Annotated in this window: 12 protein-coding genes; 7 read left to right on the forward strand and 5 right to left on the reverse strand. The window is 61.7% G+C overall.

The genetic code is table 11. The features are described from left to right. Nucleotides 1-84: 84 nt before the first annotated feature. Genes rsmA through PFLQ2_RS24545 form a run of 4 tightly spaced genes read right to left on the reverse strand, consistent with a single transcriptional unit; the run spans nucleotide 85 to nucleotide 5984 of the window. Complete coding sequence (gene rsmA / locus PFLQ2_RS24560; RefSeq protein ID WP_003177693.1) at nucleotides 85-903, reverse strand: 16S rRNA (adenine(1518)-N(6)/adenine(1519)-N(6))-dimethyltransferase RsmA; 819 nt, start codon at nucleotides 901-903, stop codon at nucleotides 85-87. Further along, on the reverse strand, nucleotides 900-1889 hold the full coding sequence (gene pdxA / locus PFLQ2_RS24555; RefSeq protein WP_003177694.1) for a 4-hydroxythreonine-4-phosphate dehydrogenase PdxA: 990 nt from the start codon (nucleotides 1887-1889) through the stop codon (nucleotides 900-902). Before pdxA ends, rsmA begins: the two co-directional genes overlap by 4 nt. Continuing rightward, a complete protein-coding gene (gene surA, locus PFLQ2_RS24550) occupies nucleotides 1886-3202 on the reverse strand; it encodes a peptidylprolyl isomerase SurA (protein ID WP_033045897.1) in 1317 nt (438 codons plus the stop codon). The genes pdxA and surA overlap by 4 nt, the downstream gene beginning before the upstream one ends. Beyond that, the gene (locus PFLQ2_RS24545; RefSeq protein ID WP_003177696.1) at nucleotides 3183-5984 is read right to left on the reverse strand and encodes an LPS-assembly protein LptD; all 2802 of its coding nucleotides are present in this window, start codon (nucleotides 5982-5984) and stop codon (nucleotides 3183-3185) included. The genes surA and PFLQ2_RS24545 overlap by 20 nt, the downstream gene beginning before the upstream one ends. A gap of 130 nt (nucleotides 5985-6114) precedes the next feature. On the opposite strand from PFLQ2_RS24545, the gene PFLQ2_RS24540 reads away from it, so the two are divergent. Genes PFLQ2_RS24540 through PFLQ2_RS24530 form a run of 3 tightly spaced genes read left to right on the forward strand, consistent with a single transcriptional unit; the run spans nucleotide 6115 to nucleotide 8577 of the window. Continuing rightward, entirely contained in the window at nucleotides 6115-7140 is a 1026-nt protein-coding gene (locus tag PFLQ2_RS24540; RefSeq protein ID WP_003177697.1) for an aminoglycoside phosphotransferase family protein, read from the forward strand. After that, on the forward strand, nucleotides 7137-7808 hold the full coding sequence (gene murU, locus PFLQ2_RS24535) for an N-acetylmuramate alpha-1-phosphate uridylyltransferase MurU (protein ID WP_003177698.1): 672 nt from the start codon (nucleotides 7137-7139) through the stop codon (nucleotides 7806-7808). Before PFLQ2_RS24540 ends, murU begins: the two co-directional genes overlap by 4 nt. Before the next feature lies 1 nt (nucleotide 7809). Then, a complete protein-coding gene (locus tag PFLQ2_RS24530; protein WP_003177699.1) occupies nucleotides 7810-8577 on the forward strand; it encodes a TerB family tellurite resistance protein in 768 nt (255 codons plus the stop codon). A gap of 161 nt (nucleotides 8578-8738) precedes the next feature. Here the strand turns inward: PFLQ2_RS24530 and PFLQ2_RS24525 are convergent, their stop codons facing one another. Next, nucleotides 8739-9734 (reverse strand): alpha/beta hydrolase family protein, encoded by a 996-nt coding sequence (locus PFLQ2_RS24525; protein WP_003177700.1) that lies wholly within the window; start codon nucleotides 9732-9734, stop codon nucleotides 8739-8741. A gap of 74 nt (nucleotides 9735-9808) precedes the next feature. Between PFLQ2_RS24525 and PFLQ2_RS24520 the strand changes: the two genes are divergently transcribed. The 4 genes from PFLQ2_RS24520 (at nucleotide 9809) to PFLQ2_RS24505 (ending at nucleotide 15506) form a co-directional block, all read left to right on the forward strand. Next, nucleotides 9809-12205: a PAS domain-containing sensor histidine kinase gene (locus PFLQ2_RS24520; RefSeq protein ID WP_033045898.1), complete on the forward strand. Its 2397-nt coding sequence runs from the start codon at nucleotides 9809-9811 to the stop codon at nucleotides 12203-12205. A 116-nt stretch (nucleotides 12206-12321) separates the two neighbouring features. Next, a complete protein-coding gene (locus PFLQ2_RS24515; RefSeq protein ID WP_003177702.1) occupies nucleotides 12322-12951 on the forward strand; it encodes a response regulator in 630 nt (209 codons plus the stop codon). Between the two features lie 337 nt (nucleotides 12952-13288). Further along, a complete protein-coding gene (locus PFLQ2_RS24510; protein WP_003177703.1) occupies nucleotides 13289-14413 on the forward strand; it encodes an ABC transporter ATP-binding protein in 1125 nt (374 codons plus the stop codon). A 49-nt stretch (nucleotides 14414-14462) separates the two neighbouring features. Next, the gene (locus PFLQ2_RS24505) at nucleotides 14463-15506 is read left to right on the forward strand and encodes an ABC transporter substrate-binding protein (protein WP_003177705.1); all 1044 of its coding nucleotides are present in this window, start codon (nucleotides 14463-14465) and stop codon (nucleotides 15504-15506) included. Nucleotides 15507-15666 lie beyond the last annotated feature (160 nt).

The raw sequence follows: 15666 nt of genomic DNA on the forward strand, positions 1-15666 counted from the left end.
GCGGGCGTGACTGATGGGATCAGTCTAGGCCAAGTATCGGGTAGTAGACCAGAGCGGCGTCCTGCCCGATAGCGTTCATCACTGTCAGCTGGCGTCGGCGTGCGCAGAGGCCTGTTCACTGAGCTTATCGGCCAGGCGCACGAAAGCCGCGAGGTCCAACTGTTCAGGGCGCAGGCTGCCATCGACGCCGGCGGCTTCGATCTCGGCGTTGCTGAGCAAAAGTTTCAAGGTGTTTCGCAGGGTTTTGCGGCGCTGGTTGAACGCCTCGCGAACCACCCGTTCGAGCAGGCGATGATCCTTGGCCGGGTGCGGCAGGACCGCATGGGGGACCAGGCGAACGATGGCCGAATCGACTTTGGGCGGCGGGTTGAAGGCGCCGGGGCCGACATTGAACAGGTGTTCGACCCGGCAATGGTACTGGACCATGATCGACAGGCGTCCCCAGTCACCTCCGCCAGGGCCGGCAGCGAGCCGCTCGACGACTTCCTTCTGCAGCATGAAGTGCATGTCACGGATCAGGCCGGCATTGCTCAACAGGTGGAAGATCAGCGGCGTGGAGATGTTATATGGCAGGTTGCCCACTACCCGCAGGCTGTTCGGCGCAGCGTTCAGGCTATTGAAGTCGAACTTCAGCGCATCGCCTTGATGCAGGTTGAAATTGCTCCTTGAGGCAAATTGCTGGTTGAGGATCGGGACCAGGTCCTTGTCCAGTTCCACCACGTCCAGTTGCGCGCCACTGTCGAGCAGGCCTTCGGTCAAGGCACCCTGGCCCGGGCCGATTTCCAGCAGGCGATCGTCAGGCTTGGCATGGATGGAACGCAGGATGTGATCGATCACGCCCGGGTCATGCAGGAAGTTCTGGCCGAAGCGCTTGCGCGCGCGGTGTTGGTATTGCTCAGTCATAAATGGGTCTCGGCCATCTGGTAGGCGGTTTCCAGCGCGACTTGCAGGCTGCCGGTGTCGATCTTGCCGCTGCCGGCCAGGTCCAGGGCCGTGCCATGGTCCACGGAGGTGCGGATGATCGGCAGGCCCAGGGTCACATTGACCGCCGCGCCGAAGCCTTTGTACTTCAGTACAGGCAGGCCCTGGTCGTGATACATCGCCAGCACTGCGTCGCAGTGCTCCAGATATTTGGGGGTAAATAGAGTGTCGGCAGGCAGCGGGCCACGCAGGTCCATGCCCTCGCTGCGCAAACGCTCCAGGGTGGGTTCTATGATGTCGATTTCTTCCCGGCCCAGGTGACCGCCTTCACCGGCGTGGGGGTTGAGCCCGCACACGAGGATACGCGGTCGAGCGATGCCGAATTTTTCCTGGAGGTCGGCGTGGAGAATGCGCGTGACACGCTCCAAACGTTCCGGGGTGATGGCATCGGCGATGTCCCGCAAGGGCAGGTGAGTCGTCACCAGCGCCACGCGCAGGCCGCGGGTGGCGAGCATCATTACCACTTGCGCGGTGTGGGTCAGGTCCGCGAGGAATTCGGTGTGCCCGGAGAAGGCAATCCCGGATTCGTTGATCACCCCCTTGTGCACCGGTGCGGTGATCATGCCTGCGAAAGCGCCATCGAGGCAGCCTTGGCCGGCACGGGTCAGGGTCTGAAGGACGAACGCGGCGTTGGCCTTGTCCAGGTGCCCCGTGACAACCGGGGCACCCAGAGGCGTGTCCCATACATACAGGCTATTGGCGGGTGCCGGGGCATCCGGCCAAGCCTGCGGCGTCACTGGCAGCAGGTCGACGACCAGCCCCAGCTGCGCGGCCCGCTCGATGAGCAGGTCGCGGCTGGTGATGGCAATCAGGGGGTACGGCTGGGGTTGCGAGGCGAGCAGCAGGCACAGGTCGGGACCGATGCCGGCAGGCTCGCCGGGTGTCAGCGCGAAACGCTTGGGGCTCACTGCGCTGCCTGGTCTGCACCAGGAAGTTTGATTTCAACGTAGGCTTCGTCGCGGATCTGACGCAGCCAGGTTTGCAGCTCTTCGTCATATTTGCGGTTGCGCAACACGGTCATTGCCTGCTGCTCACGGGCCTGGGTGGTGCTGTCAGTGGCGCGGCGGCCAAGGACTTCCAGCACGTGCCAGCCATACGGGCTCTTGAACGGCTTGGACAGCTGGCCTTGAGGCGTTTCAGCCATGACCTGGCGGAACTCGGGCACCAGTGCATTCGGATCCACCCAGTTCAGGTCGCCGCCGTTGAGGGCAGAACCTGGATCTTCCGAGAAATTCTTCGCCAGCTCGGCAAAGTCTTCGCCCGCTTCGATACGGTCGTAGAGTTTTTCCGCCAGACGCTTGGTCTCGGCTTCGCTGCGGATTTCACTTGGCTTGATCAGGATGTGGCGAACATGCACTTCGTCACGTACCTGGGTTGCGCCACCGCGTTTCTCCAGCACCTTGAGGATGATGAAACCGCCGGGTGTACGCGCCGGCTGGGTGATGTCACCTACCGCCATGGCGCTCAGTTCGCGATCGAACGGTGGCGGCAGCTGGGCGGGCTTGCGCCAGCCCATGTCGCCGCCTTCCAGGGCGTTTTCGCTGGCGGAACGGGCGACGGCCAACTGGCCGAAATCCGCGCCTTGCTTGAGTTGTTGGTAGACGTCCATGGCCTGGCGATAAGCGCTCTGAATCGCTTCGGAGTTGGCGCTTTCCGGGGTAGGAATCAGGATGTTTGCCAGGTGTAGCTCTTCGGACAGCTGCATCTTGCCCAGGTCTGAAGCGAGGAAGTTCTTCACTTCCTGTTCCGACACCTGGATGCGTTCGGCGACACGGCGCTGGCGCACACGGCTGATGACCATCTCGCGGCGGATCTGATCGCGGGCGTCCTCATAGGAGAGGCCGTCGCGAGCCAGGGCGGCGCGGAATTGGTCGATGCTCATGTTGTTGCGCTGGGCGATGGTGCCAACGGCCTGGTTCAGCTCTTCGTCGGTGATGCGAATGCCGGAGCGTTCGCCGATCTGCAATTGCAGGTTCTCGACGATCAGGCGCTCGAGCACTTGCTGGTCCAGGACGCCTGCAGGAGGCAATCCACCGCCGCGCTTGGCGATGGTTTGCTGAACTTCATGGACACGCTGGTCCAGTTGGCTCTGCATGACCACATCGTTGTCGACGATGGCCACGACCTTGTCGATGGACTGAACTGCGGCGTTGGCCGCAGTCCCCAGGAACAGCGCGCCCAGCATCAGCGGGCGCAGACAATCAGAAAGCTTGGTCTTCACGTTCACGATAACCTTGAATGCCTTTGTCGAGGAAGCTCTCTACCTTGGCGCCGGTGAGGCCGCCGAGTCCCTTCAGAACAATTTGGAGGAAGACGCCGTGGTCGCCTTTTTCGTTTTGCGGAGCTTCCTGACTGAATTCGTCATAGGAAACCCAGTAACGGTTGATCAGGCGCAGTTTCCAGCAGCAGTTGTCGTATTCGAAACCACCGAAGGCTTCCAGGGTACGGTTGCGGTTGTAGTCATATTGCCAGCGGCTGATGGCGTTCCACTGCGGCACGATCGGCCAGATGACCGAGAAGTCGTGCTGCTTGATCTTGTAGTAGTCCTTCACGTAGCCAGGCTGGCCCGGCGTACCGTAGTCGCCACCGCCCACTTGCCACCGGCCGGTGGTCTGGTCGTAACGGACCAGGTCGTTGCGATAGCGATAACCGGCGTTGATGACCTTGTTCGGATTGTCTTCCGGCTGATAGTGGAACATCGCACTGCCTGACCGCGGGCTATGGGTGTCCGGGTCCCAGTTGTAGTCGGCCGTGGTGCGCCAATCGCGGTTCCAGCGATATTCGTATTCCAGGGCGTAGGGCGAAACGCTTGAATGCGCATCCTCGCGAGTTTTGTAATCGATGCCCGGCAGTTGAACCTCGCGGTCCTTGAAGTAGAAGGCCTGGCCGACGCTGATGCGTTGACGCTCGAAGCCATCGTCCTGGATCCAGCGGTTGGTCACGCCCAAGGACAGCTTGTTCTCGTCGCCGACACGGTCTGAGCCGGTAAAGCGGTTGTCCCGGAACAACGAGGAATAGTTGAAGGTGCTTTCGCTGGTATCGAAGACAGGAATGTCGCTCTGGTCTTTCTCCGGTACGTAGAGGTAGTACAGGCGTGGCTCCAGCGTCTGGCGATAGTTCTTGCCGAACCACTGGGTATTGCGATCGAAGTACAGGCCGCTGTCGATGCTGGCGATTGGGACGCCGCGGCTCTGGTTTCTGCTGTAGGTACCGTTCAGGCGGTCGCCTTCTGCGCCTTGGACCGCTATGTCAGCCTTGCCTTGGTTATCCAGGTCGAGGTCATATTGCGTGTATTGGTACTTGAGCGATGGCTTGATGAACCCGTAGCTTGCGTTCATTGGCAGGCTCATGACGGGGGCAAGGTTCATCCGGTCGCCGGTAGCGCGGGCCAGTCCCCGGACGTTAGTGTCAAGAAATGCCTGGGTGGAATCTCCGTCCTCATTCGTGTAGTTGCCGGTTCTCAAATCCCGATCAAACCGCACGAACTCGGTGTTATAAGCAAAATCCAAACCGCCCGGATGTTGCGGCAGCGCACCATTAAAGGTGATCTGCGGCAAGCGATCATAAGGCGTGATGTTTGAAATCGTGGCCATCTGGTAGGCCTGGACGTTCAATCGCGCCACATACGTATCGCCGCGATAGCTGACCGCACCTTGCTGGTTCACGAAGTCCTTGGACTCGACGCCAATCTGGTCGCTCTGCAAATCCTGGAAGTAGTAAGGGTCGCTGATCTTGGTGTAGTCGACTTCAGTCGCAACCCGCGAATCCAGACCGCCCTTGTGCTGCCAGTTGTACATGTAGCGGGTCTTGCTGTAATCGGTCTGCTTGCTGCGCTCGTCTTCTTCATCGTTGAGGTACGCGGCACCGAACTGACCTTCGCTGGACTTGGTCAGGTAGCGGAATTCGCCTTCCATCAACAGGCCACGCTTGCTCATGTAGCGCGGGTACAACGTGGCGTCGTAGTTCGGCGCCAGGTTGAAGTAGTACGGGGTGACCAGCAGGAAGCCAGTATCGCTGCCGCTGCCGATGGTCGGCGGCAGGAAGCCGGACTGGCGACGGTCGTCGATCGGGAAATAGATGTATGGCGTGTACAGGACTGGAATGTCCTTGACCCGCAGCGTCACGTTGGTCGCGGTACCGAAGCCGGTGGCCGGGTTCAGGGTGATGTTGTTGCCCTTGAGCGTCCAGGCGTTGCTGTTCGGTTCGCACGTGGTGTACGTACCGTCCTTGAGACGGATGATCGCGTTCTCGGCACGCTTGGCGTACAGCGCGTTACCGCGGATGCGCGATTTATGCAGTACATATTCGGCGTTGTCGACCTTGGCTTCGCCGGTATCCAACTGCACATCGGCGTGATCGCCGACGATCAGCGCGCCGTTGTCGCGAACCCGCACGTTGCCGCTCAGCTCGCCACGGTTCTCGGCCTGGTACAGGCTGGCCTCGTCGGCCTCGACCTGCATGCTGCCCTGGCGCATGACTACGTCACCGGCCAGGGTCGCCACCTGTTGTTCCTGCTCGTAGCGGGAAGCCTTGGCGCCGAGGAAGGTCGGGGCATCGCTCTTGGCGGTCTTGTCGTTCATGCCAGGACGGCTGGGCTCGATATAGGCGCCCGCGCAGTAAGGACCGGTTTCAGCCAATTGCGCTGGGGTGAGGTTCTCTCGCGGAACCCAATCCAGGTGGCTGTAGTCTGCACTGCGCGACTTCAGGCCGCGGCCCTTGGCTTCGGTGACGAGCATCGGCTTTTCGCCGACTTCTTCGCCCGAGCTGCCGTCGGCTGGAGCCGTGCCGCTGTCGGAAACCGCACTGCCGTCATGCACGGGCCGCGGCGGTAACGCGGCGGCCGGTGTCTTGGGTGCACAGTCCCAGGCACCCGAAGCGGAGACGGAGCAGTCATACTGCTGCGCCGCGACGACGAATGAAGAGGCCAGGGGTTGCAGGGCCAGCAGACTGCCGGTGACCAGCAACGGAAATTTTTTACGAAACGCGGGGGATTTCAATGCCATCTTATTAGTCCGGGCTTCCTGCGTGCCATCTGCCCGCGGTGTGGGCCGCACGCCTCTCGATGGTCTGAAAAAGATGCTGGATAATAAAGCATGACCCGCTTGACGGCTAGCGCCGTCGGAGACCCTTGCAATGCCCGACCAAGATGTACGCCTGCAACACCTGAAAGTTTGGCTCGATGAACAACTGCCGATCCTGTTCACTCAACAGGGCTGGGGCGCCGTACCCCCGGCCACGTTGACCGCGGCCAGCAGCGACGCGAGTTTTCGGCGCTATTTCCGCTGGCAAGGCGAAGGCCGGAGCTTGATCGTAATGGACGCGCCACCGCCCCAGGAAAACTGCAAACCCTTCGTGGATATCGCTTTTCTGCTGGCGAAATCGGGCATTAACGTGCCGAAAATTTATGCCGAAGACCTCGAACGCGGGTTTCTTTTGCTCAATGACCTGGGCAACCAGACCTATCTGGACGTGATCAACGGCGAAAATGCCGACGATTTGTTTCGCGATGCGCTGCAAGCCTTGCTCGCTTTCCAGCAACTGCCGATGGTGGCGCCGCTGCCAAGCTACGATGTCGCGTTGCTGCGTCGGGAGCTGGAGCTGTTCCCCGAGTGGTACGTCAAGCGCGAGCTGGGTGTCGAATTCGATGCGGCCCAGCAAACGCTCTGGCAGCAGGCCAGCGACCTGTTGATCGACAGCGCCCTGGCCCAGCCAAAAGTATTGGTGCATCGCGACTACATGCCGCGCAACCTGATGCTCAGCGCGCCCAATCCAGGCGTGTTGGATTTTCAGGACGCGGTGTATGGGCCCGTCACCTATGACGTGACCTGCCTGTTCAAGGATGCCTTTCTCAGTTGGCCCGAGGAGCGGGTACGCGGCTGGCTCGAAGACTACTGGCAGCAGGCCGGCGCGCTCGGCATTCCAGTCCAGGCGGACATTGAAGATTTCCTGCGGGCCAGCGACCTGATGGGCGTGCAGCGTCATCTCAAGGTCATCGGGATCTTCGCGCGCATTTGCCACCGTGACGGCAAGCCACGCTACCTTGGCGATGTGCCGCGCTTCTTCGCTTATATAGAAGCGGTCATTGCCCGTCGTCCTGAACTGGCGCCGCTGGAAGAGTTGCTCGGCAGCCTGCGGCAATCGACTGAGGCAACGGCATGAAGGCGATGATCCTGGCGGCGGGCAAGGGCGAGCGCATGCGGCCCCTGACCCTCACCACCCCCAAGCCATTGATCCGTGTTGGTGGCGTTCCGTTGATCGAATATCACCTGCGCGCCCTGGCGAAGGCCGGGTTCAGCGAAATCGTGATCAATCACGCTTGGCTCGGCCAGCAGATCGAAGATCATCTGGGGGACGGTTCGCGTTTTGGCCTGAGCCTCCGGTTCTCGCCGGAAGGTGAGCCCCTGGAGACGGGCGGAGGAATCTTCCGGGCCTTGCCGCTGCTGGGCGACGAGGCTTTCGTCGTGGTGAACGGCGATGTCTGGACCGACTACGATTTCACTACCTTGCGCCGGCCGATCGAAGGGCTGGCGCATCTGGTTCTGGTGGACAATCCCGAGCATCACCCGGGCGGTGATTTCGTCCTGGCCGACGGAAAGGTTCACGATGAGGGCGCGCCTGCCGACAAACTGACCTATAGCGGCATCGCCGTCCTGCACCCGCAGTTGTTCGACGGTTGCTCGGACGGTGCCTTCAGGCTCGCACCGCTGCTGCGCAAGGCCATGGCCGAAGGGCGCGTCAGCGGAGAACGCTTGGAAGGGCACTGGGTCGATGTCGGCACACATGAACGTTTGGCGCAGGTCGAAACCTTGATAAAAGCGAGCGGTTGATATGTGGTGGCCAGGGACTCTGATTGGAGCCGGGGCGGGCTTTGCCATAGCCAGCATTCCGGGGGCCATGCTCGGTGCATTGCTGGGACAGGCGCTGGATCGGCGCCTGGACTTGCACGATTGGGCGCAGGTACGTGAGCGTTTGGGTGGACGCCCGGCGTTGCGCAACGATGAATTGCTGTTTGTGCTGCTGGGGCGCCTGGCGAAGAGCGATGGTCGCGTGGTCGACGGTCACATCCAGCAGGCTCGCCAGGAAATGCGCGCACTGGACTTGAGCGAGCCGGCGCAACGGCGGGCCATCGCCGCGTTCAACCGTGGCAAATCCGGAAACGACCGCTTGCGCGGTTACTTGCGCCGGCTCGCGCTTCAGCCTCATGCCGCTGAGGGCGTATTGCGCGCCTGCTGGCGGATGGTCTGGGCCGATGGTCGCGCAGGTGCGGGCGAGCGGGAGTTGATTGCCCGGTGGGGCAAGTGGCTGGGCTGGACGCCGCAACAGGTCCAGGCGCTGGCGGCGGATTATGAACCGCAGAAACTTTCGCGGCCTAACAGCGGCGTGACTTATCAAGAGGCGTTGCGCTTGCTAGGGGTGTCGGCCACCAGCGAGCCGTCGCAGATCAAGCGAGCCTACCGCCGCCTGATCAGCCGTCATCATCCGGACAAGATTGCCGGCAGCGGAGCGACACCCTTGCAGGTGCGTGAAGCCACCGACAAGACCCGCGAATTGCACAATGCCTATCGATTGATTCGCGAGCGGCGGGATTTTCGTTAGCGCAAGGCTTGCCCCCCGTGGCGAGGGAGCTTGCTCCCGCTCGACTGCGCAGCAGGCGCAATCCGGTTTCTATCTCTGCGTTGGGGACCGCTTCGCGCTCCAGCGGGAGCAAGCTCCCTCGCCACGGTAGATGGTGCGCCGACTCAAAGAGCGGGCAAACCTCATTCCCCCACCTTCTGCGGATTCAACCAACCCCGAACCCGCCGAAACAGCTGTTCCTGCTCCGCCGATGGGTTGGGCAGGGCCTTTAGGGAAACCTGGCTGAAAGTCGAGCCTTTGAGGCGTTTGCTTGCCTGCAAGCGTTCCAGCGCCGCGTTGCGATCCAGCGACTTGTCCATGTAGAAAATGTCGGCGGTTGCCAATTTCAAAGTCGGGGTCAGCTCGGCAAGGCCGGGTTTGGCGGTCACCGGCGTCTGGGCGGCGACCATCACGAAGCGCTCGATCTGCGAAGGCTGTTTTTCATTCAAGTAGCGCGCTGCCCAATAGGCGCCGGTGCCGTGGCCCAGCAGCACGATGCTGCGGGCGCTCTGCTGTTCGGCGTAGGCCAGTGCCGCATCGATACGGGCGAAGATGCGCTCGGCATCGGCCTGGGCGTGTTCTTCATCGGTTTGGGCTGCGACCGGGTCCGCGGCGTCGGCTTCTCCCCCGGCAACCTGTTCGATGGGCGCTGCCGTGGTGGCATCCGGTGCGGCGGCGGCCGTGTCGGCTGGCTTGGTCTCGGGAGGTGTTTCCACCACACGTGGCGCAATGACGTCGCCTTGCAGGTCTGGCAGGGTGATACTCAGGCTGCTCCATTCGACATCGGGCAATTTTTTGCGCAAAGGGCTGATCACTTGAGGCCAGTCAGCTGTTTCGCCGGCCCCGGGAATTATGATGACCGCGCCCTTGGGGTCGCTGGTATTGGCTGGTTTCCAGAGCGCGAGGAAGGTATCGCCGCCAGTCTGCAGTTGCTGCTGTTCCTGAATCGGGATTTTTCGTTCCAGTGCGTTCGCTTCTTCCTGGCTACGCTCGGGCAAGGGCTGGCGCTCGACGGGTTTTTCCTCGGCGGCTTGCTCTGCGGCGGCGGGCGCCTTTTCTTCGGCTAGGACAGAAAAGGCACTTGGCAGGATCAGCGACAGGCACAATGCTGGCAATGCCAGGCGGTAAACAGAGGGCATCGGATATTCCATGACCAGAAGTATTTCCGGCAGCCTAAAGGGTTGGTCAGTATTTGTCAGTGCGTGAGACTTCGATGATGCGTTTTTGCTGCCTGTGGGTTATCGGCTGTTTATGGCTTCCCTTGATGACGTGGGCCGCGCCCGCGCCGTCGACGCATGCCATGCAATTGAACACCGTCCAGCGCGAGTGGCTGGCGCAACATCCGCAGTTGCGGGTCGGGCTGGTATTGCAGGCGCCCTATGCGCAGTACGACCGGCGTTTGCAACGCTTGTCCGGCACCAACGTCGAGCTGATGCAATGGCTGGGCAAGGCCCTGAATGTCGAACTGACCTGGCGCAACTTCCAGGACGTGGCGCAGTTGGAAGCAGCGGTGCGCGACGGCGAAGTGGATCTTGCCCCTGGGCTCACCCAGACGCCGGGTGGGCTCAAGCTCTGGCAGTTTTCCGATCCTTACATGCGCGTACCGCAGTTGATCGTCGGTGCGCAAAAAGGTGCCGAAGGGGTTGAACTGGAAAAACTCGACAGCCAGGCCCGGGTCGCCGTGCGCATGCCCAGCGCCACCGCCGATTACCTGCGCAGCAATTACCCGACGCTGAACCTGCAAGGCGTGCCGATGGAGCGGGAGGCCCTGCAATTGCTGCTGACCCAGCAGGCCCGGTACGCGGTGGTCGATGAGGCGCAACTGGGGCGATTGATGGTCGAGCCCGAGTTCGCCGAGCTTGCGGTGGTCGGCGACATCGGTCTGCCGCAATTGCTGAGGGTTGCCACCCGCCGGGACTGGCCGGAACTTGGCGAGATCATCGACAGCGCTTTGCAGGCGATCCCGGCCAAGGAGCTGGAACAATTGCACAGCCGTTGGCTCAAGCCAAAATACCCGCGCCTGACCGAGACCCCGGGCTTCTGGCAGAACCTGACCCTGTTGATGCTGGCCCTGTTGTTGAGCAGCGTCGCCATCGTGTTCTGGCAACGCCGCCAGCAACGTGGACTTGAACGCCGCCTGCGTGCCGCAAGAGAGGACATCGCCCAGCGTGCGGCCAGCGAAGAAGCCTTGCGCCTGACCCAGTTTTCCATCGATCAAAGCACCGTCGGCATCCTGTGGGTCAACTGGGACAGCCACGTGCGTTACGCCAACCGAGCGGCGGAGCTCATGCTTGGCTATGCCCCCGGGGCCCTCATCGACCGCCCGTTGATCGATTTTGAACCGGGCCTGCACATGGACCGCTGGCTGAACCTGTGGAAGCGCGCCCGGGCCAGTGACGACGGGCCGCAGAGTTTCGAGACCGAATGCGTGCGAGCCGATGGCAGCATCCTGCCGGCGGATGTCTCCTTGAGCTTCCTGCGTTTTCGCGACGCCGAATACCTGGTGGTCTACCTCAACGATGTGACCGAGCGCCGCCGGGCGCTGGCGGCGTTGCGCGAAAGTGAGGCGCGCCTGCAAGGCATCGCCGCCAACGTGCCGGGCCTGGTCTTTCGCCTGGAGCGGGCGCCGGTGACCGGCCAGATCGACTTTGCCTACATCAGCGAAGGCAGCGAAAGCCTGGTCGGTTATTCCCCCGCGACCCTGGCTCGCAGCGACACTGGCTTGCGCAGCCTGGTGCACCCGGACGACAAGGCCGGTTACCACCGCACCCAGGACCAGGCACTGGACAGCGACAGCGACTGGTCATGGCAGGGCCGCATCCTGACCCGCGAAGGCCAGGAGCGCTGGGCCGAGATCAAAGCGATTACCCGGCGTCTCGAAGACGGCGCCTATGTCTGGGACGGCATCGTCTGGGACATTACCGAGAGCAAACGCATCGAACTGGAACTGGCCAGCTCTCGGGAACAGCTGCGTGAGTTGTCGGCGCACCTGGAAAGCGTGCGGGAAGAGGAAAAGGCGCGCATTGCCCGGGAAGTCCACGATGAGTTGGGCCAGATGCTGACGGTACTGAAACTGGAGACGTCCATGTGCGAACTGGCCTACGCCCAACTGGACCCGGGCCTGCAGGAACGGCTCAACAGTATGAAGCGCCTGATTGCACAGCTATTCCAACTGGTGCGGGACGTGGCGACGGCGTTGCGCCCGCCAATCCTCGATGCCGGCATCGCCTCGGCCATCGAATGGCAGGCTCGGCGCTTCGAGGCGCGGACGCAGATTCCATGCCTGGTGCAGGTGCCGGACAACCTGCCGCGGTTGAGCGACGCCAAGGCCATCGGCCTGTTCCGGATTCTTCAGGAAGCGCTGACCAACGTGATGCGCCATGCCCAGGCGCATACGGTGGAATTGACGCTGGTCCGGCAAGGTGACGAATTGTGTCTGACGGTCAGCGATGACGGTGTAGGCTTTGTTGCCAATACGGGCCGGCCGACATCCTTTGGCCTGGTCGGCATGCGTGAGCGGGTATTGATCATGGGCGGACAGTTATCCCTGGAAAGTGAGCCGGGGGAGGGGACGACCCTGGCGGTGCGGGTGCCGTTTAGCGACGCCTGATGGGTTGCCTGGGCTGGCGCTTTCGCGAGCAGGCTCGCTCCCACAGTGATCGATGTGTACATAGAACTTTGTGGGAGCGAGCCTGCTCGCGATGACCTGTCAAACTGGAGGAAAACGTGATCCGTGTACTGGTAGCCGAAGACCACACCATTGTCCGAGAAGGCATCAAGCAGTTGATCGGCCTGGCCAAGGATCTTTTAGTGGTAGGGGAGGCGAGCAATGGCGAGCAACTGCTCGAGACCCTGCGGCACGTGCCCTGCGAAGTGGTGCTGCTGGATATTTCCATGCCCGGTGTCAACGGCCTGGAGGCAATCCCACGGATTCGTGCGCTGAACAATCCGCCGGCCATCCTGGTGTTGTCGATGCATGACGAGGCGCAAATGGCCGCTCGCGCCCTGAAAGTCGGGGCCGCCGGCTACGCGACCAAGGACAGCGACCCAGCGTTGCTGCTCATGGCGATTCGCAAGGTCGCTGCCGGCGGACGCTACATCGATCCGGACCTGGCCGACCGCATGGTCTTCGAAGTCGGCCTGACCGATACGCGCCCGCTGCATTCGCTGCTGTCCGAGCGCGAATTCTCGGTCTTCGAGCGCTTGGCCCAAGGCGCCAACGTCAACGACATCGCCCAGCAACTGGCCCTGAGCAGCAAGACCATCAGCACCCACAAGGCGCGGCTGATGCAGAAGCTCAACATCACCTCATTGGCGGAACTGGTGAAGTACGCGATGGAGCACAAGTTGCTCTGACACTCACCTTGTAGGAGCGGGCTTGCTCGCGAATGCGGTGCGTCAGTTCCATCTGTATCGACTGTCACACCGCATTCGCGAGCAAGCCCGCTCCCACAGGGTTTTGTGTCGGCATATCTGTTTACGACACACCCCAACAGCGCTTTTGCCCCACGCTTGCAGCTTGCAGCTCATGACTGACCGCTGCCCTTATCCAATCCCGCCATCCCTGTAGGGCAATCCCTACCCCGACTCTTCCATCCGGCTGAGGCCATTCTCTCCTGCACCCCGATTTGCGCGGGCTCCAGGCTCCACTAGGCTTGATTCACAAGCAGTCATCAATACAAAAGGTGCGGGTATGAGCCAGGTCGATTCAAGCGCGGGGACCAGTGATGTGCTGGTCAGCTTTCGTGGTGTGCAAAAGAGCTACGATGGCGAGAACCTGATCGTCAAAGACCTCAACCTGGACATTCGCAAAGGCGAATTCCTCACCCTGCTCGGGCCGTCCGGCTCCGGCAAGACCACCAGCCTGATGATGCTCGCCGGCTTTGAAACCCCAACCGCCGGCGAGATCCTGCTGGCCGGGCGCTCCATCAACAATGTGCCGCCGCACAAGCGCGACATCGGCATGGTGTTCCAGAACTACGCCTTGTTCCCGCACATGACCGTCTCCGAGAACCTCGCATTCCCGCTGACCGTGCGTGGCTTGAACAAGAGCGACGTGAGCGATCGAGTCAAGCGTGTGCTGAGCATGGTCCAGTTGGATACCTTCGCCCAACGCTACCCGGCGCAATTGTCCGGTGGCCAGCAGCAACGGGTGGCCCTGGCCCGGGCCCTGGTGTTCGAACCACAGCTGGTACTGATGGACGAACCCCTCGGTGCGCTGGACAAGCAACTGCGTGAACACATGCAGATGGAAATCAAGCACCTGCATCAGCGCCTCGGCGTGACGGTGGTCTACGTGACCCACGACCAGGGCGAAGCCTTGACCATGTCCGACCGCGTGGCGGTGTTCCATCAGGGTGAGATCCAACAGATCGCCCCACCGCGCACGCTCTACGAAGAGCCGAAAAACACCTTCGTCGCCAACTTCATCGGTGAGAACAACCGCCTCAACGGCCGCCTGCACAGCCAGACCGGCGATCGCTGCCTGGTAGAGCTGGGCCGCGGTGAAAAGGTCGAGGCCTTGGCGGTCAATGTTGGCAAGGCCGGTGAACCGGTGACGTTGTCGATCCGCCCGGAACGGGTGAGTCTCAATGGCGCAAGCGAACAATGTGTCAACCGCTTCTCAGGGAGGGTGGCGGAATTCATCTATCTGGGCGACCACGTCCGGGTTCGCCTGGAAGTCTGCGGCAAGAATGACTTCTTCGTGAAACAACCGATTGCCGAGCTCGATCCCGGGCTCGCCGTCGGGGACGTGGTTCCGCTTGGCTGGCAAGTCGAGCATGTGCGTGCGCTCGATCCCCTTCTAGAGGCGAATTGATCGCCCCCTGCTGTACCAACACCAACCCTGCACGTGGAGAGAACAATAAATGTTGAGATCCCTGAAGTTCACAGCCCTGACTCTGGGCATGATGGGTACGGCAAGCGCGATGGCGGCGGGCCCGGACCTGACCGTTGTGTCTTTTGGCGGGGCGAACAAGGCGGCGCAGGTCAAAGCCTTCTACGCACCGTGGGAAGCGGCCGGTAACGGCAAGATCGTCGCTGGCGAGTACAACGGTGAGATGGCCAAGGTCAAGGCCATGGTCGACACCAAGAGCGTTTCGTGGGACCTGGTGGAAGTCGAGTCTCCAGAGTTGTCCCGTGGTTGCGACGAAGACATGTTCGAGCAACTGGACCCAGCCTTGTTCGGTAAGGCTGAAGACTACGTCAAGGGCGCAATCCAGCCTTGCGGCGTAGGCTTCTTCGTATGGTCGACCGTGCTGGCCTACAACGCCGACAAACTGAAAACCGCACCGACCAGTTGGGCAGATTTCTGGGACACCAAGCAATTCCCGGGCAAGCGTGGCCTGCGTAAAGGCGCCAAATACACCCTGGAATTCGCCCTGATGGCCGACGGCGTCGCGCCGAAGGACGTCTACAAGGTGCTGGCTGGCAAGGACGGCCAGGATCGCGCCTTCAAGAAGCTTGACGAGCTCAAGCCGAACATCCAGTGGTGGGAAGCCGGCGCCCAGCCACCGCAATACCTGGCCTCCGGTGACGTGGTCATGAGCTCGGCCTACAACGGCCGGATCGCCGCGGTGCAGAAAGAAAGCAACCTGAAAGTGGTGTGGAACGGCGGTATCTACGACTTCGACGCCTGGGCCATCCCACGTGGCCTGGACAAGACCCGCGCCGAAGCGGCGAAGAAATTCATCGCTTACTCGGTGGCACCGCAGCAGCAAAAGACCTACTCGGAAAACATCGCCTACGGCCCGGCCAATACCCAAGCCGTTCCGTTGCTGGCCAAGGATGTCCTCAAGGACATGCCAACCACCCCGGAAAACATCGCCAACCAGGTGCAGATCGACGTCAGCTTCTGGGCTGACAACGGCGAGCAACTGGAGCAGCGTTTCAACTCCTGGGCTGCGAAGTAACCCCAGCGTTCATGGGTAAACGGGCTTTTGTGGCGAGGGAGCTTGCTCCCGCTTGAGTGCGCAGCACTCACAAAATTGGCGTTGCCGACAAAGTTTTGGGGCCGCTTCGCAGCCCAGCGCGAGCAAGCTCGCTCGCCACAATGACCCGCTCGCACAGGTT

Origin of the sequence: Pseudomonas fluorescens Q2-87, from assembly GCF_000281895.1 — a bacterium.
GTDB classification, from domain to species: domain Bacteria; phylum Pseudomonadota; class Gammaproteobacteria; order Pseudomonadales; family Pseudomonadaceae; genus Aquipseudomonas; species Aquipseudomonas fluorescens_S.